This window comes from Pedobacter africanus (assembly GCF_900176535.1).
Lineage (GTDB): Bacteria > Bacteroidota > Bacteroidia > Sphingobacteriales > Sphingobacteriaceae > Pedobacter > Pedobacter africanus.
On record NZ_FWXT01000005.1, the window covers coordinates 232,684 to 256,139 of the forward strand.

General features: G+C 45.2%; 16 protein-coding genes. 1 reads left to right on the forward strand and 15 read right to left on the reverse strand.

Annotated features, from left to right (window positions below; all coding sequences use genetic code 11):
- The 6 genes from B9A91_RS23040 to B9A91_RS24305 form a co-directional block, all read right to left on the reverse strand.
- The gene (locus B9A91_RS23040) at positions 1 to 1,515 is read right to left on the reverse strand and encodes a polyamine aminopropyltransferase (protein WP_084241420.1); all 1,515 of its coding nucleotides are present in this window, start codon (positions 1,513 to 1,515) and stop codon (positions 1 to 3) included.
- Positions 1,516 to 1,517: 2 nt separating this feature from the next.
- The gene (locus tag B9A91_RS23045; RefSeq protein ID WP_084241421.1) at positions 1,518 to 1,742 is read right to left on the reverse strand and encodes a DUF350 domain-containing protein; all 225 of its coding nucleotides are present in this window, start codon (positions 1,740 to 1,742) and stop codon (positions 1,518 to 1,520) included.
- Positions 1,743 to 1,927: 185 nt separating this feature from the next.
- Positions 1,928 to 3,232, reverse strand: coding sequence for a DUF4178 domain-containing protein (locus B9A91_RS23050; RefSeq protein WP_084241422.1), 1,305 nt, complete (start codon positions 3,230 to 3,232; stop codon positions 1,928 to 1,930).
- Between the two features lie 2 nt (positions 3,233 to 3,234).
- On the reverse strand, positions 3,235 to 3,588 hold the full coding sequence (locus B9A91_RS23055) for an S-adenosylmethionine decarboxylase family protein (protein ID WP_084241423.1): 354 nt from the start codon (positions 3,586 to 3,588) through the stop codon (positions 3,235 to 3,237).
- 72 nt (positions 3,589 to 3,660) lie between these two features.
- Entirely contained in the window at positions 3,661 to 4,161 is a 501-nt protein-coding gene (locus B9A91_RS24300) for an NAD(P)-dependent oxidoreductase (RefSeq protein WP_200815720.1), read from the reverse strand.
- Positions 4,158 to 4,637 (reverse strand): NAD-dependent epimerase/dehydratase family protein, encoded by a 480-nt coding sequence (locus B9A91_RS24305; protein ID WP_200815721.1) that lies wholly within the window; start codon positions 4,635 to 4,637, stop codon positions 4,158 to 4,160. Before B9A91_RS24305 ends, B9A91_RS24300 begins: the two co-directional genes overlap by 4 nt.
- An 87-nt stretch (positions 4,638 to 4,724) precedes the next feature.
- On the opposite strand from B9A91_RS24305, the gene B9A91_RS23065 reads away from it, so the two are divergent.
- The gene (locus B9A91_RS23065; protein ID WP_084241424.1) at positions 4,725 to 5,288 is read left to right on the forward strand and encodes a Crp/Fnr family transcriptional regulator; all 564 of its coding nucleotides are present in this window, start codon (positions 4,725 to 4,727) and stop codon (positions 5,286 to 5,288) included.
- Between the two features lie 205 nt (positions 5,289 to 5,493).
- On the opposite strand, the gene B9A91_RS23070 is transcribed toward B9A91_RS23065, so the two are convergent.
- The 9 genes from B9A91_RS23070 to B9A91_RS23110 form a co-directional block, all read right to left on the reverse strand.
- Positions 5,494 to 6,765 (reverse strand): glycoside hydrolase family 88 protein, encoded by a 1,272-nt coding sequence (locus B9A91_RS23070; RefSeq protein WP_084241425.1) that lies wholly within the window; start codon positions 6,763 to 6,765, stop codon positions 5,494 to 5,496.
- A gap of 32 nt (positions 6,766 to 6,797) precedes the next feature.
- Complete coding sequence (locus tag B9A91_RS23075) at positions 6,798 to 9,071, reverse strand: glycosyl hydrolase family 95 catalytic domain-containing protein (RefSeq protein WP_084241426.1); 2,274 nt, start codon at positions 9,069 to 9,071, stop codon at positions 6,798 to 6,800.
- Positions 9,068 to 10,471: an alpha-L-fucosidase gene (locus tag B9A91_RS23080; RefSeq protein ID WP_084241427.1), complete on the reverse strand. Its 1,404-nt coding sequence runs from the start codon at positions 10,469 to 10,471 to the stop codon at positions 9,068 to 9,070. The genes B9A91_RS23075 and B9A91_RS23080 overlap by 4 nt, the downstream gene beginning before the upstream one ends.
- Before the next feature lie 15 nt (positions 10,472 to 10,486).
- On the reverse strand, positions 10,487 to 11,521 hold the full coding sequence (locus B9A91_RS23085; RefSeq protein WP_084241428.1) for a DUF5017 domain-containing protein: 1,035 nt from the start codon (positions 11,519 to 11,521) through the stop codon (positions 10,487 to 10,489).
- 19 nt (positions 11,522 to 11,540) lie between these two features.
- Positions 11,541 to 13,541: a RagB/SusD family nutrient uptake outer membrane protein gene (locus B9A91_RS23090; protein ID WP_084241429.1), complete on the reverse strand. Its 2,001-nt coding sequence runs from the start codon at positions 13,539 to 13,541 to the stop codon at positions 11,541 to 11,543.
- Positions 13,542 to 13,552: 11 nt separating this feature from the next.
- A complete protein-coding gene (locus B9A91_RS23095; protein WP_235012662.1) occupies positions 13,553 to 16,705 on the reverse strand; it encodes a SusC/RagA family TonB-linked outer membrane protein in 3,153 nt (1,050 codons plus the stop codon).
- A gap of 165 nt (positions 16,706 to 16,870) precedes the next feature.
- Positions 16,871 to 18,925, reverse strand: a complete 2,055-nt coding sequence (cslA, locus tag B9A91_RS23100) for a chondroitinase-AC (RefSeq protein WP_084241431.1) — start codon at positions 18,923 to 18,925, stop codon at positions 16,871 to 16,873.
- A gap of 22 nt (positions 18,926 to 18,947) precedes the next feature.
- Positions 18,948 to 20,357 carry a sulfatase gene (locus B9A91_RS23105; RefSeq protein ID WP_084241432.1) on the reverse strand — a complete coding sequence of 470 codons (1,410 nt, stop codon included), beginning with the start codon at positions 20,355 to 20,357 and terminating at the stop codon, positions 18,948 to 18,950.
- A gap of 1 nt (position 20,358) precedes the next feature.
- Positions 20,359 to 23,418 carry a chondroitinase family polysaccharide lyase gene (locus B9A91_RS23110; RefSeq protein WP_235012663.1) on the reverse strand — a complete coding sequence of 1,020 codons (3,060 nt, stop codon included), beginning with the start codon at positions 23,416 to 23,418 and terminating at the stop codon, positions 20,359 to 20,361.
- Between the last annotated feature and the right edge of the window lie 38 nt (positions 23,419 to 23,456).

Genomic DNA, 23,456 nt, shown 5'->3' on the forward strand with positions numbered 1-23,456 from the left:
TTATTGATAGGTTACTGCCCCCCACTCATCTTCAAAGTACTTTACCAATACCTGATTATTGAGTTTATTCACCTCAGCATCAACCCTTTTCATGTCTTTAGGAAAATACAGCATTTGCGACATACCCTCAACGGTAATAAATCTTACATCAGCGGGAAAATTTGAAGGTTTTACATCGAAGCGGCCTGTTGTAGCCATAATGTAACCCCAATCGCCAAAAGAGGGTACGTAATTGTGATATGGAATGGTATGAAAGCCTACCGACTCCAGGGTCTGGTTTACACACCAGTAAGATTTCGGGGCAACATAGGGTGAAGTAGACTGGACCACAATCAGCCCACGATCTGAAAGTACTGACCTCACCAAGCGGTAAAATGAGTTGGTGTATAATTTTCCAACCGAATAATTGGAAGGATCAGGAAAATCAATAATAATAAAATCATATTTCTGTTGCTGGTTTCTTATCCAGGTAAAGGCATCGGCATTAATCACCTTTACTTTGGGCGACAGCAGGGAAGATTTGTTCAATTCCAGCAACATACTATTGGATTTAAACAGGTTTGTCATTCCTGGATCCAGATCTACCAGTATAATTTCCTTCACATCAGGATATTTAAGCACCTCCCGCACCGCAAGTCCATCGCCACCACCCATAATCAGTACCTTTCTAGCATGAGGAACGGAAGACAGCCCGGGATGTACTAAGGCCTCGTGATACCGGTATTCGTCATCCGAACTGAATTGCAGGTTTCCGTTCAGGTAAAGCCTTAGCATCTTACCTTTTTTGGTTAAAACAATACGCTGATAATTGGTGCTTTTAGAATAAATAATAGTATCCGTATAGCCCAGACTTTCTGAATAACTCGTAATGGCATTGGCAAACACAAAGCCGGCAAGCAAGGCAAAGAGGCACATTACGGCAGAGGTCTTAAGATAAATTACACGCTTGATCTCCTTTCTGAAACTTAAACAGACAATAAATGCTATAGCCACATTCAGCATGCCGAAGAGATAAGAAGTTTTGATCAGTCCCAGATAAGGGATCAGCAACAGAGGAAAAATTATAGATGCGAGTAAAGCCCCGATGTAGTCGAAAGTAAACACTTTAGACACCAGGTCCTTAAATTCATACCGGTCTTTTAATATCCGCATTAACAGGGGTATTTCCAGTCCAACCAGGATTCCGGTAATGCCGACCAGACTGTAAAGGATGATCCGGAAAGAGGCGGCACTTTCAAAAACAAGGTACAAAATGCTGGAACTTGTCCCTCCCACAAGACCCACCAGGATCTCGATCTGTATAAACCAGAAAAGAATATCCTTCTCAAAATACTTTGAAATCCACGAGCCTATGCCCATAGAGAAAAGATACAAGCCTATAATGGTCGAGAATTGCGTAACGGAGTCGCCCAGCAGGTAACTTGCCAGGGTCCCTGCAATCAGTTCATAGATGAGTCCGCAGGTGGCAACAACAAATACAGAAGTCAGCAGTAGAACGGGTAACCTTTTATGCATGGCTATCCATGAATAGAAGAGCTGACTATAATAGCTACTGCAATAATGAATGCAGCGCAAACTATTGCAAGTGCCATATTCTGTTTATCTACAATTTCCTTCCACAGGTTTTCAGGTGTAATTTTTTCTATGATCCAGAATGCGATCACCAATATCGCAATTCCCAATACAGAGTACAGCACAGAGGCTACAATGTATTTGTAATTAATTAGTTCATCTATACCCATATTGATAATGTTATTTATGATTTAATCTGTTTCCGTAACCACCGTAAAACCTTTTCCCGGTATATTCTGTATTCCGCTTTACCTGTCCCTCCCATATTGCCTTCCCGTAGTACGAAGCGTAAGCATAGTACGTCAGAACGATTGTTCCAATGATAAGATACAAGTATTTTAATCCTGAGTTCATGTTAACTATGATAAGGTGAATACTCACTATTTTCCCATCTCTTTCTTTCAAACATGCTCATTCTGATTAGATTGACCACTGGAATCAGACAAAGAACAGCCAAAGCAACAAAAATATTCCGCCACAAAATGGTATTGGTTGTAACCTTAATGCTCATCATATTACTCGCCGGGCTTCCGGCGGCCGGATATATGTTCATATGGTATTTGCCCCTGGGAATCCCTGAAACCACAATTTCTGCTGATTTCTCACCTTCGCTCCATCTTTCCCCATCTTCAATTCCTTCGTAGTATTCCACTCCTTTGGTAACTTCCCAGGTTTGATTTGTGGCTTCATTTACCAACACGACCGTGGCTTCCAGCCAGCTGTTACTTACATCTGAACTGATGGTCATGTCCAATGCCGAAGCAGCATCTCGGAGTTCAAAACTAGGGGACATAACGGGTTTAAATTCATTCAGTCCTTTGTCGGGTGTATAGGTAAGTTCTAGGTTTTCGTCAAATATAACCTGCTCGGGTTTTAAGAAGGCAATAAAAAACTGGATAACCATCACACCTAAGATCAGATAAAGTCCGACCATCAACGACCATTTCCAATCGTGGTAGGCCTTGGAAGGCTGGTTAGCAAGGACACCAGTTTTTGAGGGAAACAGATTTACATCCAGGCCAAATGCTGCAGCAATTACTTTGGGTTCCAGATACTCTCCCTGGTAATAGTCTTTTTCTTTGTCAAACCTGGCCTGCTCTTTAATCAGGATATAAGGGGGTGCGATGTATTCCCGTACATTCATTTGCTCCTTCAACACATCCCAATCAAATTCCCCGGTTACAAAAGTTGTCCGGGGGGCATATTTATGAAATAATTTGTACTCCACATCCTGATACATGATGTAGTCATTTCCGTCTAGCGGTTTCTCCAATCCGGGTAAAAAATTCTTGCCAAAAATGAGGTTCCAGTGTCCATCATATTCAGACAGCATGGCATACCCTTTTTCATAATTGTACAGGACATACTCCCTCCAGGCGTAATTTACATTATCTTCATCCCGTTCAATGTAGGCAATTACCTTAAAAGGGATATCCTTTAACGCGCCCAGGGTTCCCAGTGGAATAACAGGAGGTAATAGCGGTCCCTTTGTGGCTTTTATTTTCTTTGGTTGTTCATTTACAAACTGGATATAGGATTTGCAGGATGTACAGGTACAGAATTCACTTCCGGCAGGATCGTAAAGGGTAATTCCGGCCTGGCATTCCGGGCATTCTGCCAGTTCTTTTTCAGGGAAGGATGTCAGCGCTGTTGTTGCCATACCTATCTGGTCAATTCTGTTTTCTGACGTTCCGAAGCTTCAAAAAAGGCCAATACCTCGGCATAAATCCCCCTCACTTTATCCTCATTATCTTTTTGATAGTTGGATAAAAACACGTCAAATGTAGCCAGCTTAAATTCAGGCCAGGTATGAATAGATAAATGGGATTCGGTAAGGCAAACTACAGCTGTAAAACCTCCTCCATCAAAATTATGGTACACCTCTCCCACTTTTGACAGCCTATATTTAACAATCAAGCCGTCAAAAAGAACTTTACAGCTCTCAAATGAGAAAAGGTATTCCGGTTTTCCGGCGTTAAATTCAGAAAGGATGTGCAGACCTGGTTTGTAGTGCATTAATTTAAATAGGCATCAATTCAAATGCCCATTCAAAAATATAAAAGTATTTTAAATTCCAAAGTTAATTTCTTACCACAAAAATCCTTTTGCAAACCGCAGCGGATGGTAACCTTTGGCACCAACAGCACCGGCAAGTTTACTTTTTATACTTTTACCTCTCTTAATACAGTCCAGCACGTACCTGAAGTCGTATTTCGGCTGCCAGCCAAGCTCTTCCCGGGCTTTCTGGTTAACATACACCCGGTCTATTTGTGGTAGCATCTTCCAGTTGCGGCGCTCAAATATTTCTTCGTAATCCGGAAAATATTTTTTCAGCACGCCAGGAGTGTTCGTCCTCAACTCGGCCAGGTCTTCTTTTGAAAAAGGACTTGTGGCGCTGATAATGTACCTGCCAAAACCAATCTCCGCTGCACGCTCTGCTGCCAGAAGATGTGCACTTACTGCATCTTCCAGTTCTACACGCCTGAAAAGCATCTCATTTGCCTTAAGGTTGTCACCGGCATAGGCATCCTGCATCTGCTTCACATCATCCTCTTCAGGAAAAAACCGGGATGTTCTTAAAATGATCACCGGTAAACCCTGATTTCTATGGAACAACTGACAAGGTCTTCAGCAGCAGTCTTGGTTACACCATATATATTTTTCGGAACAGTTTTCACCTCTTCGTTAATCCAGGCCGCAGGCATTCCCGGCGGCGGTACAAGTGCATCACCAAAAACACTGGTTGTACTGGTAAAAATGAACTTTTTTATGCCGTTAGCAATAGCAGCCTGCAACAGGTTAAGCGTACCTGTAATATTGGTATCTATAAAATCCTGTTCGCTATGCGTGGCAACATGGGGTTTATGCAATGTGGCAGTATGAAAGATCACGTCAACCCCATTGGAGATTCTTTTTACAAAGGCTGCATTTTCTATGGAACCTTTATGCGTTGTAAAAGGAGAAGCCTGAATGTCGACCCCGATCACTTCATCGCCTCTATTTCTTAATGTACGAACCAGTGCCTCTCCCAAATGTCCGGCACTTCCTGTAACCAATACTTTCATGTGCTTTTTTGATTTGTTAATTTTAATCTGCTGACAAAATTAGGCTTAACTTATCTTTAATTTCGGACATTTGTCCCGGATACAGTTATGATCAGAAAAAACGAACAATTGCTGAACTTCATTATGCAGCTGGCCGAAAAACCAGATGTGCCGGGTGCTATTATCTTAAGAAAACTGGATGCAGGCACCAGGCTGATCCATCAGGGCGAAGCAAACGGGAATGTATACGTCATCAAATCCGGTGTTGCCAAATGTCTGTTTACAGAAGAAAGTGGAAAGGAATATATCCTCGCCTTTCTGGGAGAAGGGGAAACCCTGGGCGAAATAGAAGCCATCAGGAAATTGCCCACCATTTGCAGCATAGAAGCACTAACCCCACTATGCGTTTATAAGATCAGCAATGTGCAATTCCTGCACTTTCTGGAAACCATCCCTGAATTTTCCCGGATTTTACTTGAGCTTATGGCCATTCGGCTGTCTGATATTTCACTCAAAGGAGCCAGACAGCAATTGCAACCTATTTCCGAATTGCTGCCCCGCTTACTGTCGGCATTAGAGGCCCAGCAGATCGAATTCACAAAAAAAGACCTTTCAGAGTACCTGGGCATTACTTTAAGGAGTCTGAACAGGGCGTTAAAAGAGGAAAAATAATTTCCATCTGTGTTCAGACCGGATTCACTATCGTTTAAAGTGCGCTTGGGATGTGCTTTAGGTTGCTTAACCCTTGGTTAGTCCTTGGTTAGGGGTTGGATAGGAGTTGATATACCCAAAGGCCTACTCAAACCCTAACCAAAGCTTGCTCAATCGTTGCTCAAACTCAGGCGCATCCCAAACGCAGCTGAAACACAATCATTCTTTACCCTTTGATTTTCTGATACCTCAACAGGGCCTCCAGAAAGTAATAATCTGCATAGACCAATGGTACATCAATTTCAGAGTTATGCGGGAAGCTACCGACAGAATGTTTTAAGATAAAGCCTGAATTGGTCCCCGGCTTAGCCAGGTATTCGGTGCCAGATAGCGATTTCAACATCTGCTCTGCCGGTTTAAAATATTTAGACCCATCCTTACTGAAGGTACTCAGTTCCAATAAAGCAGAAGCGACCAAGGCCCCGGCTGATGCATCACGCGGAATGTAAGACAGCTTTCTGGATGCATAATCCCAGTCGGCATGATACCCCTTTTGCCCCACATTAAAGTCCCAGTATGGGATTTTGTCTTTCGGAAGGTTCGGGTGGGTGAGGTAGAAATTCGCCGCCTTCTGTGCAGCTTCCAGAAAACGCTTGTCTTTGGTCTCTCTGTACATCATGGTGAAGCCGTAAATGGCCCAGCCCTGACCTCTGGACCAGGTCGAATTGTCGGCAAAGCCCTGGTTGGTCTGCTGGTGGAGCACTTTCCCATCCGGTGCATAGTCAACCACATGATAGGTGCTGTAGTCTGCGCGGAAGTGATTCTTCATGGTATTCAGTGCATGACTTACCGCTACATCTTTGTATTTCGGATTGCCTGTCAGTTTAGATACATAACACAGCATTTCCAGGTTCATCATGTTGTCGATAATTACCGGGTATTGCCACATCGTTTTGTTGTCCCATGACTTCTTTGCATTCCAGGATTTGATCAGGCCCACTTTCGGGTCAAAACGGGTTAAGGCAGATTCTGCTGACTGGATCAGGATTTTATGGTACAAAGCCAGCTTTGCAGGATCTTTCTCAAACCTGATCGCATGACCATAAGAGCAATACATCACAAAACCTATGTCATGATGCTGGGTTAAAAACTGCGCCTTCTCCAAAGCCTCGGTCCATTTGGTAGCTGCTGCTTTCCACTCCGGGTTTTTCGTGTACTCATAGATGTACCAAAGCCCTCCCGCAAAAAAGCCCTGGGTCCAGTCCCATATATCCGTTGTTCTTACAGAGCCGTCTTTGTTGCTGGTACGGGGAAACTGCGTCAGATCGGTCGATGTTTTTAAGAGCTGCCGGTATTGCTGCTCAGCAACAGTAAAATCCTTCTTGATGAGCTCTGTTTTTGGCGAAAGCCATAAAAATGCAGAAGCTGAGGCCGTGACTGCCAATGCCACCCCAAACAAAAGGCTGCGTTTTTTTAAGTTAAATGCGGTTCGTTTCATGTGTATTTGTTTTATCTAAATATCGAATTAAATCACTTTTTTTTACCTAATCTCCCAAAGCTGCTGTCGTTGTTGCTATATGTAATTACATTTTCAACAGCTATACTCAAATCCTGCTCATCAACATACAATATGGCCGAACTGCCCTTTGGCATAGTTAAACTGCAAATGCCATTACCTTTATCCAGGCATTTCACAGCGGGCGGGGCCTTCAACTTTGGGGTCGGGTCAAATCCCGTCTTCAGATTCAGCGTTCCCCCGTTCAGGCTTTCAACCCTGACCCAACGGGTTTTACCTTCCTTACGTACTGCGCTCAATAAAAACGCGCCCTCGGTACGCAGGTTCTGAAATGCAGCATTGGCCCAGTCGGATGGTACAGCTGGAAATATCCTTGCTGTATTGTCAAAATATTGAAGGTAAAGTTCCTGTATGCTGGCAGCGGCAGCCAAAGGCGTTTCAATCACCGGTCCGCTTTCGAGGTACATGGTATTGGGCAGCACAAATTTATCCAGCAGCTGATTCAAATAATCTCTTGCTGCCCCGCCCTTACCCATCATGGCATATATTGATGCCCCGCCTGTAAAAGAATACCCTTGCAGGGCTGAAGGAAAGCTATGCCAATGTGCAAGTGATTTACTAATGAGATCACGGTTATTCTGCTGGTCCCAGTTTACAAGATACAAAGGATAAATCATCAACAAATGCGAATAATGCCGGTGAGATTGGTTAAACGGCACATCAGCGGCAATACGAAAGCCGTTTTCATCCCTCGGGTAAGGCACCAGGTTATTCAGCACCTCTCTCCATTTGGGGGCCAAAGGATCATTCAATTTCAATTCCTGGTTGATACTGAGCAGGGTTTTGCATCCCCAGTTCAGCAAGGCAATATCATAGTTGGTATCGCTTCCCCTTCCAACAGGATATTCAGGAGAATGCGTTTTAACACTAAAATGCCATTTGCCATCGCCTTCTTTTTTTAGCAGGTGCAGCGGATAATTGATACTTCTCTTTAACAGCGGATAGATCTTTTTTAATAATGCCTGATCCATGCTATACCTGTAGTGCTGCCAGTAATAATACAATATCCAGGTTAAATTACTGAGTTCTGCTTCCCCATTAGAGATCGTGGCAGTTGAACCTGCCACAAGTTTTATGGGGGAGACAAGGTCTGCACCTCCGGCTCTTGACAGTCCGGCAGAATTATACTGGTACTCCTCCGGAACATTTTTAATGAGATTGCCCTGCTGCTGATCAATGAGCTGTACTAATGAACTGGCTATTTCAAGCCGGTTGGCAGTGTAAAGCGGACTGTAGGTTAGCTGCAAATTCAGGTTAAACCAATACGCCGGCCAGGGGGTCTGCTTAAACCAGGGTCCCATTAAATCCAATGCAGGCTTCCCCGCCCTGGTTGCTGAAGCAATTTTATACTGCTGGAGCCAATAAAAGGATTGCATCCGCGAATCGTTCAATGTTAAAAAGCTCTGCGGATAATAGTTATGCCACCATACTTTATGCTTCCGAATCTGTTTGTCGATTTCAGTCCGGTCAAAAGCCCTGAGGGTTTGAACAGCCTCATCGTTATACCGATTCCCCGATTTGGCATAGGCCACTGTCATGACAAAATCTGCCCCTGAACTTGAAGTCAGGCGTTTCCAGGCAGTGGTATAGCCGCCTCCTGCGTTCATGGCCTGCTTATAAAATTCAACTTCCCCCTTTTTACCTTGCTTACCATTGGGGTTGCCCTTATACTGTTCAGGCACTTTAATGTGCGCGTATTTTGTTCTTGTACTTACGGATTCATCGGGTACCCACTGCCAGGTAAATCCGCTTTCCTCGCCGGTGTAAACAACGCTGCAATAAATCAGGTCTGTCTCAGACAAGGTAAGGTTCCTGAATTCAATAGTACCCTTGTCAGTATAAATTATGCCCTTTATTTCCGCATTCCATAAATCCAGTCTTGCGCTTACCTTCTCAATTCGGCCCATGGGCTTCAAAAGAAAATGACCTATCGGCAGCCGTGCCTTTGTAAACAGTATGGGCATATTGCCCTGCTGATGGTCGCGAACATCGCTTCTGCCAACATCTATGCGCAAAGCGTTCCCCTCGCGGTAGATCATTGTACCCAGCAATCCATTTCCTGTAAAAAGCCCTTCGTTCCAGCTGTCACTTAAGTTATCAGCAATGAGGTCACAACCAGAAAGGAACTTCGGCCAGTTTATCCCCTTCTCCGTCTGTGCCGTAACGGTCAAACTCTGACATACAAGGAAAACTGTAAATACAATCAGTGCTATTGCCCTCTTTATCATAGGATTATTTTAAATACGTAAACCGGTACAGTAGCGGGCAATGATGCAGGAAGATCCATATGCAGGGCCTTTTCAGTTTGCTTCCACTTTATCTTTGCCGAAGTCCCTAAAAGAGACACTTTCTTTATTTTATACCGGTCCGCTGCCAGGGATTTTACATTGATATCTGCAGCTTTCCAACTCCTCGCAAACACATAGACGGTATTGGCTTTAGTCGTAAAATATACATCCGGATTAATCTGCTTCGAAGTATTGTCATTGTCCGTATCCTTCATTGTACTTTTGAGCGCTATTTCACCGGCCTTACCCAGGTCTTCTGCAACACTGTTTTCATTAGTGATGAGCCATGGACGGGTACCGTAGATGGCCTCATGGTTCACCTTCATCCATTTGCCAATCTCGTTCATACGCTCTTTGGTCTTATCCAGCAATGCCCCTTCACCATCCGGACTAACATTTAACAACAGATTGCCACCTTTACTCACAATCTCTACCAGTTGGCGAACCATCAGCTCGGGCGACTTCCATGCATTATCGTGCCGGTTATAGCTCCATTTACCGCTCATGGTAATACATGCTTCCCAGGGTTTAGACATTTTTGCCGCGGAAATCTGCTGTTCCGACACGAGGTAATCGCCCAGCCCGTTACCAATCCTGCTGTTGATGATGCAGCCAGGTTGCAACTTCCTGATCAGTACCTCCAGATCTGCACTCTGTGCTTTAGAAATGATCTGCTCAGGCGTGTCGAACCACATCACGGCAACAGGTCCATATCCGGTCAGCAATTCAGTGATCTGCGGTTTTACTTTACGCTCAAAATATTTGGAAAAGTCTTTTGCATCCTCGTCCGGATAATCCCAGGTATTGCTACGTCCGCCCTTTTCCGGCCAGTTGGTAGGCACATCGGGATCCTCCCAGTCGCGGCCCAGCGAATAATACAAGCCTAATTTCAAATTATATTTTTTACAGGCCGCGGCGAGTTCCTTAAGCGGATCCCTGGCCCATCTTGTTGTGCCGACAATGTTATAATCACTGACTTTTGACCCATACATGGCATAACCATCGTGATGTTTGGTGGTAAATACCAGGTATTTCATCCCCGCATCTTTTGCGGCCTTTGCCCAGGCATCTGCATCAAATTTAACCGGATGAAAATCATCCGCTATTGCAGCGTATTCTTTTAAAGGAATACGCTCGTACAGCATAAAATGTTCATTGCCCCTTGATGGTTTACCTTTCCAGTCGCCCGCAGCAACCGAATATAAGCCCCAATGAACAAACATCCCAAATTTGGCTTCATTCCACCATTGCATTGCAGTTCCCGAGTTTTTAGGCTGCTGGGCAACTAAAATTGCAGGTACACACAGCAGGAGCAGCTTTATTTTCAGCAATCTTTTCATGCAAACAGATCAGGATTATGGATTGGTAATATTGATTGGCAATTGTTTAACAGCTACCGATGTGCCATCGACCGTATTGTTCGAGGCAACAAAAGTTGCTTTGTAATTACCTGCAGGATATACTGCCGTTGACACATAACGTTTTACCAGGGCCGTAATTTCTTTGATGCCGACACCAGCATCAGGTGTTACCTTACGCAGGTCTACCGGTCCTACTATTGCCCATGATTCCGCAGGGGATGTAGCTGCTGCTACAGTAGCGGCACCGGTAATCACAAGCGATCCTGCGGCGCCTGTACCTGTAGTATACACCCAGCCATATTTATTGGCATTCAGGCTTTCATCATAAATACTTAGCCAGCCCAGGCCCGGGGTATTTACCCCATAATTGGTGATGGATTGGTTGGAGGCAGCAAAATTAGCCAGCGTATAGCTGGTATTGTCTTCCAGCAAATTGTTAAGCGAAAATGCAGTGATCGTCCACTTATTCTGTATGCTGCCTGCCAGGGCCTTATATTTAAAAGCAATGAACACTGGCTTTCCCTGTGCGGCAAAATCCGACAAATCTACCTTGCCTGACGGCGTTGCAGTTGTACTTCCTGTTGACCAGGCCGCTCGGCTGCTGATGTCTGTCCAGTTTGCAGCAGCAATATTGGCGTTTGTAGCCGCAGTATCACGGGTGATCACACCGGTAATTGTTTGCGACTTAGCCACTACACCTTTGAAATCCGAAGAAACGAGCAACTGGATGGAATTTGCCTGCGTGCCATTGGCCCTAACTGAACTGAACTGAAGTTGTGGAACGCCATTGGCAGTAGTCCTGTCCCTGAATTCATAGCGTTGTCCTGTTGCTCCTGAATAAAAAGTTACGATGTCGGCATTTCCGCTGATCTGGTACACAATGGTATCAGTTGTTTTAAAATCGCTGCTTGCCTGCCCGTTCGTTTTTGTACTGGTTACATCAAATGAAACCGGTTTTTCATCTATAGATTTATCGCATGCTGCCAGCATTAAAGTCCCGGCCAGTATGATGGTATATAAAGCTTTCATATTTCGTTGGTTTAAAAGGCTACCAGCCCGGGTTTTGGGTTGCGGCCTTGTTTACTGTAATTTCTGCGGCAGGGATAGGGAACAATACATGTTTAGGAACCACGTTTGAGCCAGCCAAACCTCCATAAGAAAAAGTTGTTCCGGCACCAGACCTGATTTCGGCACCTACAGCATTCATAGTGCTTACCCATTTGCCCCAACGCACCAGGTCTCCCTTTCGGAGCGACTCAAAACAAAGTTCTCTAGAACGTTCATCTTCAATAGCCTGCTGGAAGCTGATTTTGTCTAATCCACCCAGGTCCACTGTTGAAGTCGCAATAGTGGCTGTGGCAGTTGCCCTGGCACCTGCCCAGGTAAATACCGCTCCGGTTACTGCCGCCGAAGAAGCACCCGAAGTTTGTACTGGTGCGGTGGCAGTAGATTTGCCCGCGGTTGTTACTGTATAAACGTTATTGCCGTTAAATACCTGGGTATTGGCCGCATAATCCGTGTTGCTTGTCCACTGCGTTCCTATATTAACAGTCGGAACCGAGGTGTAGCCCCTTCCCGGATTGAGTACTGCTATAGCGGTAACTTTTCCTGTGCTGGTCGAAACCGTAGCTTCGGCAGTGGCACCTGTACCTCCGCCTCCTGTAAGTGTTACCGGAATGTTGTTCAGGGTAGTTAAATACCCTGTATTGCCTGCGGTGGCCAGGTTAATGTTATTTACTACAGAAACTGTAGCGCCTGCTGTTCCGGGATCGATCCCATATGCCCTTCTTCTCACTTCGTTGATTGCATCATATGCCAATTGCGTAGGCCCATTGATCTGATTTTCTGCTTCTGCCAGCATCAGGAGTACATCTGAGTACCTTAACAGTGGATAATTGATGGGCGTAGTATTCTGGTTTTTATTGTCCAACACATAGGCTTCCCTTCTAAATTTGGCAGCATCGCGGTTATAAACCTGTGCAGCGGTGTAATAGTTGTAATAATACCTGTCAGAATAGCTTGTAATATAGTTGAACTGAGCCAGGTTCCAGTCACGTCTTAAATCTCCCGGCGAAAAAAGGTTGAACAACCTTGCCGTCGTATGCAAAAAGCCATAGCAATAGCCAATTTTAAGTCCTATTCCCGTAGCTACCTGCATCTGAATGCCTCCTAAATTGCCTACCCTGCCATTAGAGCCAAAACCGTCTGCGCCGTTTCCTTTAAATTCCACTTCCCACATGCTTTCCTTGATATCGTATAAGTCCTGGTGCATATTGACAAACAGTTGCTTATAGCTTGGGTTTAGCCTGTGTTCGCCTGACTCCCTAACTTTCAGGGCCCATGTTTTTGCATCTGCGTACTTGGCTTCATCTTTTAGCGGTGCACCGGCCATAGTTAGGCAGACTCTGGCCAGGATGCCCTGAACAGTTGTTTTACCTACGCGGCCTGCAAAGCCAATATCGCTGATCTTGCTGGCTAGCCCCTCGGCTTTAGTCATATCAGCCAGTATCTGCGCATAAACTTCTTTCACAGGGGTACGTGGAACCTGCACGTCTTCGGCGGCAGGAGAATTAGTCGGTACAATCTTGAGCGGCACATCACCAAAATTGCTGGCTAATAAGAAATAGTAATAACCACGTAAAAACAGGGCCTCACCCAATATAGGCGCCCGCTTGGCCTCGTCTATTTTGGCCACTTTAATATTGGCAATGAGCATGTTTGCTCTTTCAATCCCTACATAACATTGTTGCCATAAGGCTGCCACAGTATTCTCCGAGTAGTCAAAATTATATACCGGTACGCCGGTTGTCTGTGCACTGCGCTGATAAAAGGCTTCGTCTGAAATGTTAAAATCGCTGTTCAGAAAATTGCCGTACATGGATGGGGTGGCTAGTGGATAATATACCCCGGCCAGTGCATTCAGTAATTTTGCCTCTGAATCGTAATACTCTTCAGGCAATAAATTATCAGTGGGAACAGTATCCAAAAACTTTTTGCAGGAAACCAGACCTGTGCTGAGTATGAGTAGAGAAAATAATAACTTTTTCATGTCAATTGAATTTAAAAAGTAACGTTAGCACCAAAAGCAACAATCCTGGCCCTTGGATAACCACTATAATCAAAACCTCCGGTAAGTACGGAATTGTAGGTACTCACCTCTGGGTCCAGCCCGGTATATTTTGTCCAGGTATACAGGTTTTGCCCGGAAACAAATACCCTTGCCCCTTTAACTTTAATTTTATCCAGCAAAGTTTTAGGGATATTGTAACCTAGTGAAACTGTTTTTAAACGTAGAAATGAACCATCTTCAATTGTTCTTGACGAATATCCGGCTACAGAAAAACCGCCTGTCCGGTAGTTGGAAGATCCCTGGTTTTCGGGCGACCAGCGATCGACATAACCGGCGTATTGCTGTAAAAATCTTTTGCCCAATGCATTCCCTTCAAACACCATACGGTTTACGTTTTGAATGTCATTACCGTACGACCACTGGAAGAAGATATTGAGGTCAAAATTCTTATAGGTAAAATTATTCGTAAAACCGCCGGTATGCAGGGGCAGGCTGTTGCCTATGATGGCATAGTCGGCAGCATTTACGTTTCCATCACCGTTAATATCGCGATACTTAATGTCCCCAGGCTGTATGTTCTGGCGGTTAGCTCCGTTTGCAGGTACATTGTCTTTTAAAAGGTATTCGCCGGTAGAAGTTTTGTTAAAATCACTGTACTGATATACGCCGTCCCAGATGAAGCCATACATCATACCCAGCGGCTCTCCGATCTTTGCAATATAGGAAGGGATATTGGTGTAGCCGTTGTCCCAGTTGGTGGTCGACAGCAGGGTCTGCTGATCTTCCGCCAATGCCAGCACTTTGCTTCTGTTGAATGAAATATTAAAGCTACTGTTCCACTGAAAATCTTTATTGCTGATGTTTACAGTGCTCAGGGTAAGTTCCAGCCCCTTGTTAGCAACGGCACCTACATTTTTAAATGCAGTGGCATAACCTGAAGAGGTAGGTAAAGTGGCACGCAGCAATAAGTCCTTGGTATTCTTTTTATATACATCAGCTGTTAGTGAAATCCTGTTCTTCAAAAAAGCAACATCTAAACCAGCATCGTACTGGTCTGTAGTCTCCCATTTCACTTTTGGGTTACCCAATGATGTGGGGATGATACTGGCTACATATCCATTGTTCCATGGATAGGAATTTCCGGGTACGACATCGTTGGACGATAGGTAGGCAAAGTCATTTACCCTGTTGTTACCCGTTTTACCATAGCTGGCCCTTAGCTTACCATCAGAAAGTATCTTGCTGTCTTTAAAAAAATCTTCCTTAATAAAACGCCATGACGCTCCAACCGAAGGGAAATAGCTCCATTTATTGCCAGGAGCAAATTTCGAAGAACCATCTGCACGGTAAGAAGCCTCAATATAATATTTCGACTTATAGTTATACTTTGCCCTTCCATAAAAAGAAGATAAAGACCATAGTGAGCTCACTGCTGTAGTTACCGGGTTCACAATCCCTTCATTCAGGCCGCTTATTCCCAATTTTTCATTAGGCAAAAAGGTAGCGCCAAAGCCGTACAGGCTACTGGTATTGCCCTGGGCCGAAAAACCGCCCAATATGTTCAGGTTATGGCTTTTATTATAGGTTTTGGTCCAGGTCAGTGTATTTTCGTTAGACCAGTTATTGGTATTGGCTTCCGAAATTGAACCGTTTACCCCACTGGTGCGGCCTGGCGTGGTATTCGGGCTGCCGGGATAGGTATTCGAATTGTTAAATATTTCATTAATCACCCTCGTATTGTTAATGCCACCGGTTATTTTTAACCTGAGGTCTTTGGTGATGCTATAGTCCAAATACCCGCTTACATTCAAATTGTGGGTTTTGTTGTTGCGCAGCAGGTTTTTCTGATTCAAAATAGGGTTGAACTTATAGTCTGTTCCACTGGCTGTGGTTTCATCGATCTGTTCCTCTTCCGTAAGTTCACTCAGCGGACTGTAGCCCCATACACTGTATAAAATATTGGTTGTTCCACTACCTCCGGTACCTTGTGCTGCAGAATTTCCAGAACGGAGCAGGTAAGCATAATTCGCATTGATCCCCACCTTTATTTTATCGGTCAGGGTCTGATCCAGGGTAATCCGCCCCTGATATCTTTTATAGGCGGTATTGATAATTGTACCTTTCTGGTCATTTAAATTTCCTGAAATGGCATAAACGGTTTTATCTGTGCCGCCGCGTAAAGCCAGCGAATAGTCTTGCCTTACGCCTGTCTGGAAAAACGGCGACTGCCAGTCTGTAGCTGCAACGTTTCTGTAATCTTCCAATGTCTTACCAGGTCTGGTCAGCAATACATAGATTGGTGTAGGATCTGCTGCAGAGCCCTGTGCCCCCGGTACCAGTTCCAGCTGCATCTTGGCAAACTCGTAGGTATCCATCAGCTTCATCGTTTTGATGTTGTTGTCAAGACTGACCGTGGAGTTAAGTGAAATTACAGGCGCCCCTATTTTCCCCTTTTTGGTGGTGATCATAATTACGCCGTTTGCACCTCTGGCACCATAAATTGCGGTTGCAGATGCATCCTTCAATACATCAATAGATTCCACTTCCTGCGGGTCGAATATATTCAGGTTAAAATCTTCCATCGGAAAACCATCTACCACATATAACGGGCTGTTGTTTTGTGTAATGGAATTGGCACCCCTGATGACAATATTAACAGAAGATCCGGGCTGGCCATCAGATGAATTTACCTGCACGCCTGCCACACGGCCGGCAAGCGACTCGTCTATAGAGCGAACAGGGGCCTTTACCATATCCTTCATGTCCACCTGCCCTACTGAGCTTACAAGATCGGCCTTTTTACTCGTTCCATATCCGATAACTACCACATCGTTCAGGGTTTTGTTATCTTCGGCAAGTGTAATGTTGATTACGCCTTTATCTCCAACACTCATTTCCCTTTGCAGGTAACCAATATACGTATAGACCAGGGTGCTGTTGCCCTGCGAAGGAACCTGGATAGCATAATGCCCATCTTTATCGGTAGTAGCGCCGGTCTTGGTACCTTTGACCTGCACACTTACCCCGACTAAGGGAAGGCCAGAGCCCTGTTCTGTAACCTTACCTTCTACCCGCCGTGTTTGCTGGGCAAAAACTGTAATGGAACAGATCATACACATTAAAAAAAGGTAAATCTTTCTCATACTTAAAAAGTTTAAATTTGGTTTCTCGTAATCATCCCCCTGATTACTGTTCTCAAATTTGCAAAAGGAAACATCGAAAAAGGGGGCAGAGATTAGTTTATATAAGGGTAATAATCAGTTAACATTATCCGTATATGCCAATCCAAGGCTTTTTTTGGCTTTTATTCAATTAACAACAACCGTTGAACCTGCAAAGCCTTTTTGCGGCAATTCGACATTATAGGTCCTGGTACGCCCCGTTTTCAACTCCCTGAGCGTTATGTCTAGTCCCTGCTCTTTCTGCAAAGGATCGGCTACTGTGATCACCTGCTTTCCGTTCAGCTCGCTGACCATCAATGCACAGGGCTTACTCACACTGATTTCCTGTGCCGGTAACTTAACTGTACCCGCCTGATAAAAAATGACTTGCAGCATATCCAGCTGCTGATGGTAAACTGCCTGTAGCTCTGCTGTATTCGATACGATCTGTATACCGGAGGGTTTGAACTTCTTCAGCTCAGCAGGTTTAGCAACCCCCGGAAGTATCAGGTATGCATAATGTGCATTTACCGGCCTGGCCCCATGGTCAAACCAGAGTTTGAACACCTTTCCCGAAACTTCCTTTTTTGAATGGGAATGGTTGATGTGGTACCAGTTGCCCTTTTGAACTGCTGTGCTTAGCTTAATGTTACCACCTTCTGGAAAAAAATAACCCACACCACTATGCCAGATCCAATTTGCATTTTCGCTGACCTCACTGTCTAACCAGCACTGATTTAACGTTGTAGTGATGTGCTCCGATGTATTGCTACTGATGCCCGCGCCCAGGCATACAACTTCCTTGTCGAAAAAGAACCAGGCTTTTTTGGCCTGCAGGCTGTCGTAATCAAGCGCATAGGCGCTTGCACCATACACACCATCTGAAACACCGCCCGCAAAGGCATTGCTACCTTGCTCACCCCAGAATTTGGTCAACGGGCGGTCTTCCACATAATCCCTGCTGGTGGTACCCGGAATTTTATCCCATTCCCATACCGGCATAATATTGTAATATTCCGGTCCGCGCAACTGAATGTTTGTTGCACCGTCAGACAGGTGCCTTCCCAAAAGGTTTTCACCATTCCCTGCTTCGCTACGTTTGGTACGGTTACTTACCATACGTACGTTAAACGAGTAAGCGGACCTAAGGTGCTGGGTATAGTCGCCACTCCAGAAATGCCGGTGACGGTCCTCAACTTTATAACTTGCCGATTGTGTACTGTCGGTTCTGGCAATGGCATAGTCCCAGTCCTGCACATGTTCAGGATCTATTCTCTTGGCCACTTCCAGCTTGCTTTTTTCCTTTTGCTTTCCCAGGATGCCAGGTCGGCTTATACCTCTGCCCTCTACATTAAAATCCATATAACTGCCACGGATGGCTTTCAGGTAACTTTCCCTGTAGTATTTAGAGAACATGGCCAGCTTTTCCGCACTCATGGCATAGGGTGTGTTCCTTACATAGTCGGCCAGTTTCAATATCCCGGTAATAAAAACTGCCCCATAGCTGGAGATCTGCAGCTGCGGGCCATGCTGCAGGTATGAATAATCATATTGAAGCCCCTCGTCATAATGTACAAAGCGAATGGGATCAAATAATTCCTGAACAGAAAAAGAAAGCAGGGCATCATCATTGGTCAGCAGCGCCCGATAAAAATAATGCAATGCCACATCAGTTTTATTGGCACCCGTCTGCTTCTCTACATCCCCCCTTTTCATCCGCTCAATAAGCTGTCCTTCAAGATCAGCATCCAGCTTCTGTTTTCCATAACGCATCATGATCAGCATTTCACCCAGTGCCTGTGGTGTTGCAATTTCATTGTGCCACCAGTTACTACTTTTAGGATCCTGCGCATACCAATAGCTTAAGGCTTTTGAAATTGCTTTAAACACCTTTTCCTCGCCATACAATTTACTGTCCTTATTCAGATAGGCAAGTATCAGGCTCTGTATTTTTAGTAAGTGCTCGTTAGGCATCCAGTTGGTTATGGATTGATCAGCATAGGGTACGTCCTTCCAGCTTCCGTTTGCCTGTAAAGCTGATAGGTTTGCGGCAGCAATTTTATCAGCTTTACGGCCGGCCTTTGACAGGTCCATCACTATCCGGGTCATGATAATTTCGCGGGAGGCGGCCAATTGGGCTTTTGCCAACCGGGGTAACATCACAGCCAAAAGCAGTACAAAAATCAATAACAGTTTCTTCATTGTTTAAATAGGATATAATCGTTTAAGGGTACATTCTTTCCATGTCACGGCCTGTGGTTTCCATACGGTGCTTCATAATCTGGTTGTAATCTCCATAGGCACTGTACCAATGGGGCTGGTCCAAACCTTTTTCCCATCGGACAAGACTGCCCAACATTTCCTTTACTTTAGCAGGGTATTTTGCAGCAAGGTTCTTTGTTTCAGAAATATCCTTGCTCAGGTCAAAAAGCAATACATTTTTGAGGCTGTCCTTTTCTTTTATGCGGATCAGCTTCCAGTTTCCTGCTCTCATGGCTGCGGCTACTCCTCTCCGCCAGTAAAGGGCTTTATGCGGTTCTTTTTTATTACCTGCATTTAAGTATGGCAGCAGGTTTAGACCATCCAGTTTCTTTGTGCCCTTCTGTTTACCATTTCCGGCCGCTATGGCAGTGGGCAGGATATCAAGCGCACTTACCGGTCTGCTGTCGGTCTTTCCGGCAGCAATATGTCCTGGCCATTGCATCATCATGGCTACGCGGATCCCACCTTCCCATTTGGAACCTTTCATGCCCCGCAATGGTCCATTGTCTGACGAGTTTACAGTAGCCCCACCATTGTCGTTGATGAAAATAACCAGTGTGTTTTTATCCAGGTTGTTTTGTTTCAATGTGGCCATCACTTTTCCTACACCATCATCCAGCGAGGTCATCATGGCCGCGTAGGCCCTTCGGCCGCTGTCAGGAATATTGCTGAAACGTTCCATCAGGTCTTTCCTTGCGTTCATTGGGGTGTGGACCGCATTGTAAGAAAGGTACATGAAAAAAGGCCGCGCCTTGTTTTCCGTAATAAATGAGGTCGCCCTATCCGTAAGCATATCCGTGAGATAGCTAATCTCGTTTTCGGGCACAACAACTTTGTTATTATATAGCGCATGTTCCATGGTTCTCTTACCCTTATAGGCAAAAAAATCACGGTGCCCCCCGGTGAAGCCATAAAACTCATCAAAGCCCCGGTTCAGCGGAAAATGCTTTTCTTCATCTCCCTGATGCCATTTACCTATGGCAATGGTTCTATAACCATTGGACTGCATTTCATTGCCTATGGTTTTTTCGGTAGGGTCCATTCCTACGTCTGTTTGCTGATAGCCCGGAGCAAGCACGCTGGAAGTGTTGTGCTCAAAACCAAAGCGCTGCTGGTAGCGCCCGGTTAAAATACCAGCCCTGGATGGGGCACATACTGAAGCTGAAACATAGGCATCGGTAAAGCGTACACCCTGCTTTGCAATGGCATCAATATTTGGGGTAGGAATCTGCCTGCCTCCATAGCAACCAAAATCTACATATCCGGCATCATCGCTTACAATTACAATGACATTGGGTTTGGCTGATGGCCTGACCTGTGCAACAGCCCCCGTTACACATAGGGCCAAGAAAAATACACCTATCTTCTTCATTTTACTTTTTCTTTTGATTTGGTTTAACCAGTTCTACCGCCGATACCAGGCCGTCTTTGCACCGGATGTCCAGTTGTGTGTTACCATCCTTGCCTACCACTGCTTTTACGAGCCCATCATTGTTCCTGACCGTTGCCCATTCACCTTTAATGCGCAGTTTAACAATAGAAGGCCTGGCCGGCAACCTGTACCATTTCCTGGAATAAATGCTCACTTCTTTCCTTTTGCCGGAAGCGTCTTTCGGACTGTCATCCGATCCTTCATAGAAGGCGAGGTCAGGATCGGTAACCGACATAGAGAGTCTATTTCCCTTCTGCTGGTACATGAGCAAGCATGCTTTGCTATTGCTGATCAGCAGCGAATCGGCAAGTACCTTATTGCTGCCAAAAATGGCTGTAGCTGTAATCTGCTGTGTCGCATACCAAACTGAATGGGCAATGCTATCCTTCTGCAGTACCCGGTATACAGGAGCTTTACTGTTCATCTTTAAACTCATTTCTTTCATTTGCTGTTTGTCTGTATTTACCAGCATGGCATATTCATAACCCGCGTTTAAAGGTGCATTTCCGTGGTCGAGGGTCAATTTAGCAAAATTGCCGCTGGTTTCGCGGGCATCTTTCTGGTCGCGAGATAGCTGCCGGTCCTTGCTGAGCAGCACATTCCCTGCATCAGGAATGTAATATCCTATGTTCCTGTTGTCAATTACTGTCATGCTCCTTCCTATCCCATTTTCTTTATATGGAAAAGTACGTAGTTCCAGTCCATTTACCACAACAGGATCGCTGGTATGCTTCAGGTAGTTCTGAAACAGCGTGGTTTGTGTAGGATATTCAGTAATGCTGTTATGGATATCGGACCCCAGGCATATCACCAGGCTATCCAGCATAAACCAGGATTTTGTGGCCCTGAAACTGCCCATATCGTATTTGTCGTGCCCGTGCAGCTTCATGGCAAACATCCCCTGCCCCTTAAATGTGGTTCCTCCCGCAAAGGGTTCATCAGAGATCAGCATTTCTTCAATGCCACTAAAATCATCAGCATTGATAACATTCGCCCGCAGCTTATCCATTGGCAGCTGAAGTGTAGTGGTGCCTGGAATGTTGTTCCAGTCCCAGCCCTCATCTTTAAAATTGCTGCCATCATCTGTTTTGCTTTGTGGAAACAAAACTTCCAGCTGCCCATAGGCCAGGTAACGCCCGTACATGTTTTCGCCCGGGTAAGACTCATGGCTGATGAAATAGCGGTTATGCCCGCGCAGGGTTAAGAGCCAGTCCTGCCGGCGATGGATATCCAGCAAGCCATAGTTTAAGTTCCAGTGCCCATGCGGATAACCTGCCGGACTAATATTCATGTTTTTAAACGCATTGGTCCATTGGTTTCTTTTTCCCTCGTTTAGTTTCAGGTATACCGCCGCCATCAGGGTATCGGTTTTCAGCTTTCCATCCGGTGTTCCTGCCATGGCCATCCAGGCATAAGGCATATCGGCAATGCCCCAGTTGCCGGTTGGATGCCTGCCAGATACACTTACAGGCCACTTAAAAGGATTGGTATAGTAGTGCATCATCAGCAAGCTGTTCCTTAAACTTTCATGGGCAGGCTGCTGCATGCGGAATGAAGTCCCGCTAAGCACATAGACTATGGGTGCAATACCGGTATAACCTCCTATTCCGTAAGCAGGGTAAAGGTTACCGTGATGAAAAACGGCGCCATCTGGCTTAAAAGCCCCTTCGATGGTATGGTCGGGCACCACATTTTTCGACAACCAATTGGAATAGCTGTGCAGATAGCGTAATTTTTCGGGTGAATCATCCAGCATTAAAACAGCCGAAAGCATGCTGCCCAGCAGGGTATTGAATACATCTATATTTGATGAGGGCAGGCTATGGGGATGCTGCAGTGTACGGCCCAGACCGCTGAACCAGCTCATGCTTTTAAAAGTCCGGTCCAGCTTACCTTCTCTTTTGATCAGCTCTTTCATCAGCAGACAGGCAGTATAAAATCCTTCCAGGTTATAACCATGGTGATGTAACGCACCCATGCCGCTGCCATAGGCCCAGCCCTGGTCGTCCAGATGATCCAGCAAATCCATAAAAATGCTTTCGAGTCTGCGTTGTTCGCCCGCATCTTTTGAAGTGGCACGGGCCTGCGCTACCCGCAGCATAAACTGCGAATAACGTTTGATGCCCGATAACCTATTCGTTTCCTTTACGTTCCCGGCCGGGGAAAACGATACCAGTTCCGTATCGTTCATCGAATATACCGGGCGTCCTGTTATATTTTGGCCATCCCTTCGGATGTTCCAATACGCAAATTCCTGAACTATTTCAGGCAGCACAGTATGCACTTTGTCTTCTGTTGGCAATACCTGTTCCCGGTAACGTTTGCTGATTGTGGCCAGGTCGGTTATTTCATTACTGCTAATGCTTTTTGCCAGGGGCAGATAACCCGGTGCATGGCTAAAGCTATACAAAGCATTCCAATGGGCATTGGCAGCTTTATCCGCTCCGGGATTAATAAAAGGCAACTGTTCGTCGCGCATGGGCGACCGTGGATTAATGGTCACATTATACATCAGCTGATCTATAAAAAGGGTTCCCTTCTTCGAAGCTGCCGGGGCCTGTACCTCCAAAGTATTCATGCCTGGTACAGGTTTACCGCCCATGTCGCGGTGATACATTACCCATGCAGTACGCCAGCCTTTAAAGTTCAGCTTAAACTCAAAATTGCAGGCCGTTTGCCCTTCCTTGCCAAACTTAAACAACAATTTATCATTCAATGGCGATTCATTATAAATCCATATCACAAAAGTACTGCGGGGATTGCCGGCTACCTGGGCCAATGCCTTGTCCTTTAGCTTAAGCAAACTTTTACTACCTGCTTTCCAGTCCCACTGTATGCTTTGCCGGCCCAGTTTAAAATGGCGTTGGGAAAGCGATAAGCTTCCATTAACAGCCTGCCAGTCTTTGGGAATATTTTCTTCACAAAGGTCTGTCTGCGCCTGGGCATTGCTATTTGCTGTTACAGCAAATAACAATAAAAAAACAAGCCATAAGCGATTCATATCTGGTCTTTTTCTGAAATTGGTGTTCATACAGATCC

Excerpts from the sequence above, each read along its gene's own strand:
- B9A91_RS23040 (WP_084241420.1), bottom strand. The coding sequence starts at position 1,515 with ATGCATAAAAGGTTACCCGTTCTACTGCTGACTTCTGTATTTGTTGTT.
- B9A91_RS23045 (WP_084241421.1), bottom strand. The coding sequence starts at position 1,742 with ATGGGTATAGATGAACTAATTAATTACAAATACATTGTAGCCTCTGTG.
- B9A91_RS23050 (WP_084241422.1), bottom strand. The coding sequence starts at position 3,232 with ATGGCAACAACAGCGCTGACATCCTTCCCTGAAAAAGAACTGGCAGAA.
- B9A91_RS23055 (WP_084241423.1), bottom strand. The coding sequence starts at position 3,588 with ATGCACTACAAACCAGGTCTGCACATCCTTTCTGAATTTAACGCCGGA.
- B9A91_RS24305 (WP_200815721.1), bottom strand. The coding sequence starts at position 4,637 with ATGAAAGTATTGGTTACAGGAAGTGCCGGACATTTGGGAGAGGCACTG.
- B9A91_RS23065 (WP_084241424.1), top strand. The coding sequence starts at position 4,725 with ATGATCAGAAAAAACGAACAATTGCTGAACTTCATTATGCAGCTGGCC.
- B9A91_RS23070 (WP_084241425.1), bottom strand. The coding sequence starts at position 6,765 with ATGAAACGAACCGCATTTAACTTAAAAAAACGCAGCCTTTTGTTTGGG.
- B9A91_RS23075 (WP_084241426.1), bottom strand. The coding sequence starts at position 9,071 with ATGATAAAGAGGGCAATAGCACTGATTGTATTTACAGTTTTCCTTGTA.
- B9A91_RS23080 (WP_084241427.1), bottom strand. The coding sequence starts at position 10,471 with ATGAAAAGATTGCTGAAAATAAAGCTGCTCCTGCTGTGTGTACCTGCA.
- B9A91_RS23085 (WP_084241428.1), bottom strand. The coding sequence starts at position 11,521 with ATGAAAGCTTTATATACCATCATACTGGCCGGGACTTTAATGCTGGCA.
- B9A91_RS23090 (WP_084241429.1), bottom strand. The coding sequence starts at position 13,541 with ATGAAAAAGTTATTATTTTCTCTACTCATACTCAGCACAGGTCTGGTT.
- B9A91_RS23095 (WP_235012662.1), bottom strand. The coding sequence starts at position 16,705 with ATGAGAAAGATTTACCTTTTTTTAATGTGTATGATCTGTTCCATTACA.
- cslA (WP_084241431.1), bottom strand. The coding sequence starts at position 18,925 with ATGAAGAAACTGTTATTGATTTTTGTACTGCTTTTGGCTGTGATGTTA.
- B9A91_RS23105 (WP_084241432.1), bottom strand. The coding sequence starts at position 20,357 with ATGAAGAAGATAGGTGTATTTTTCTTGGCCCTATGTGTAACGGGGGCT.
- B9A91_RS23110 (WP_235012663.1), bottom strand. The coding sequence starts at position 23,418 with ATGAATCGCTTATGGCTTGTTTTTTTATTGTTATTTGCTGTAACAGCA.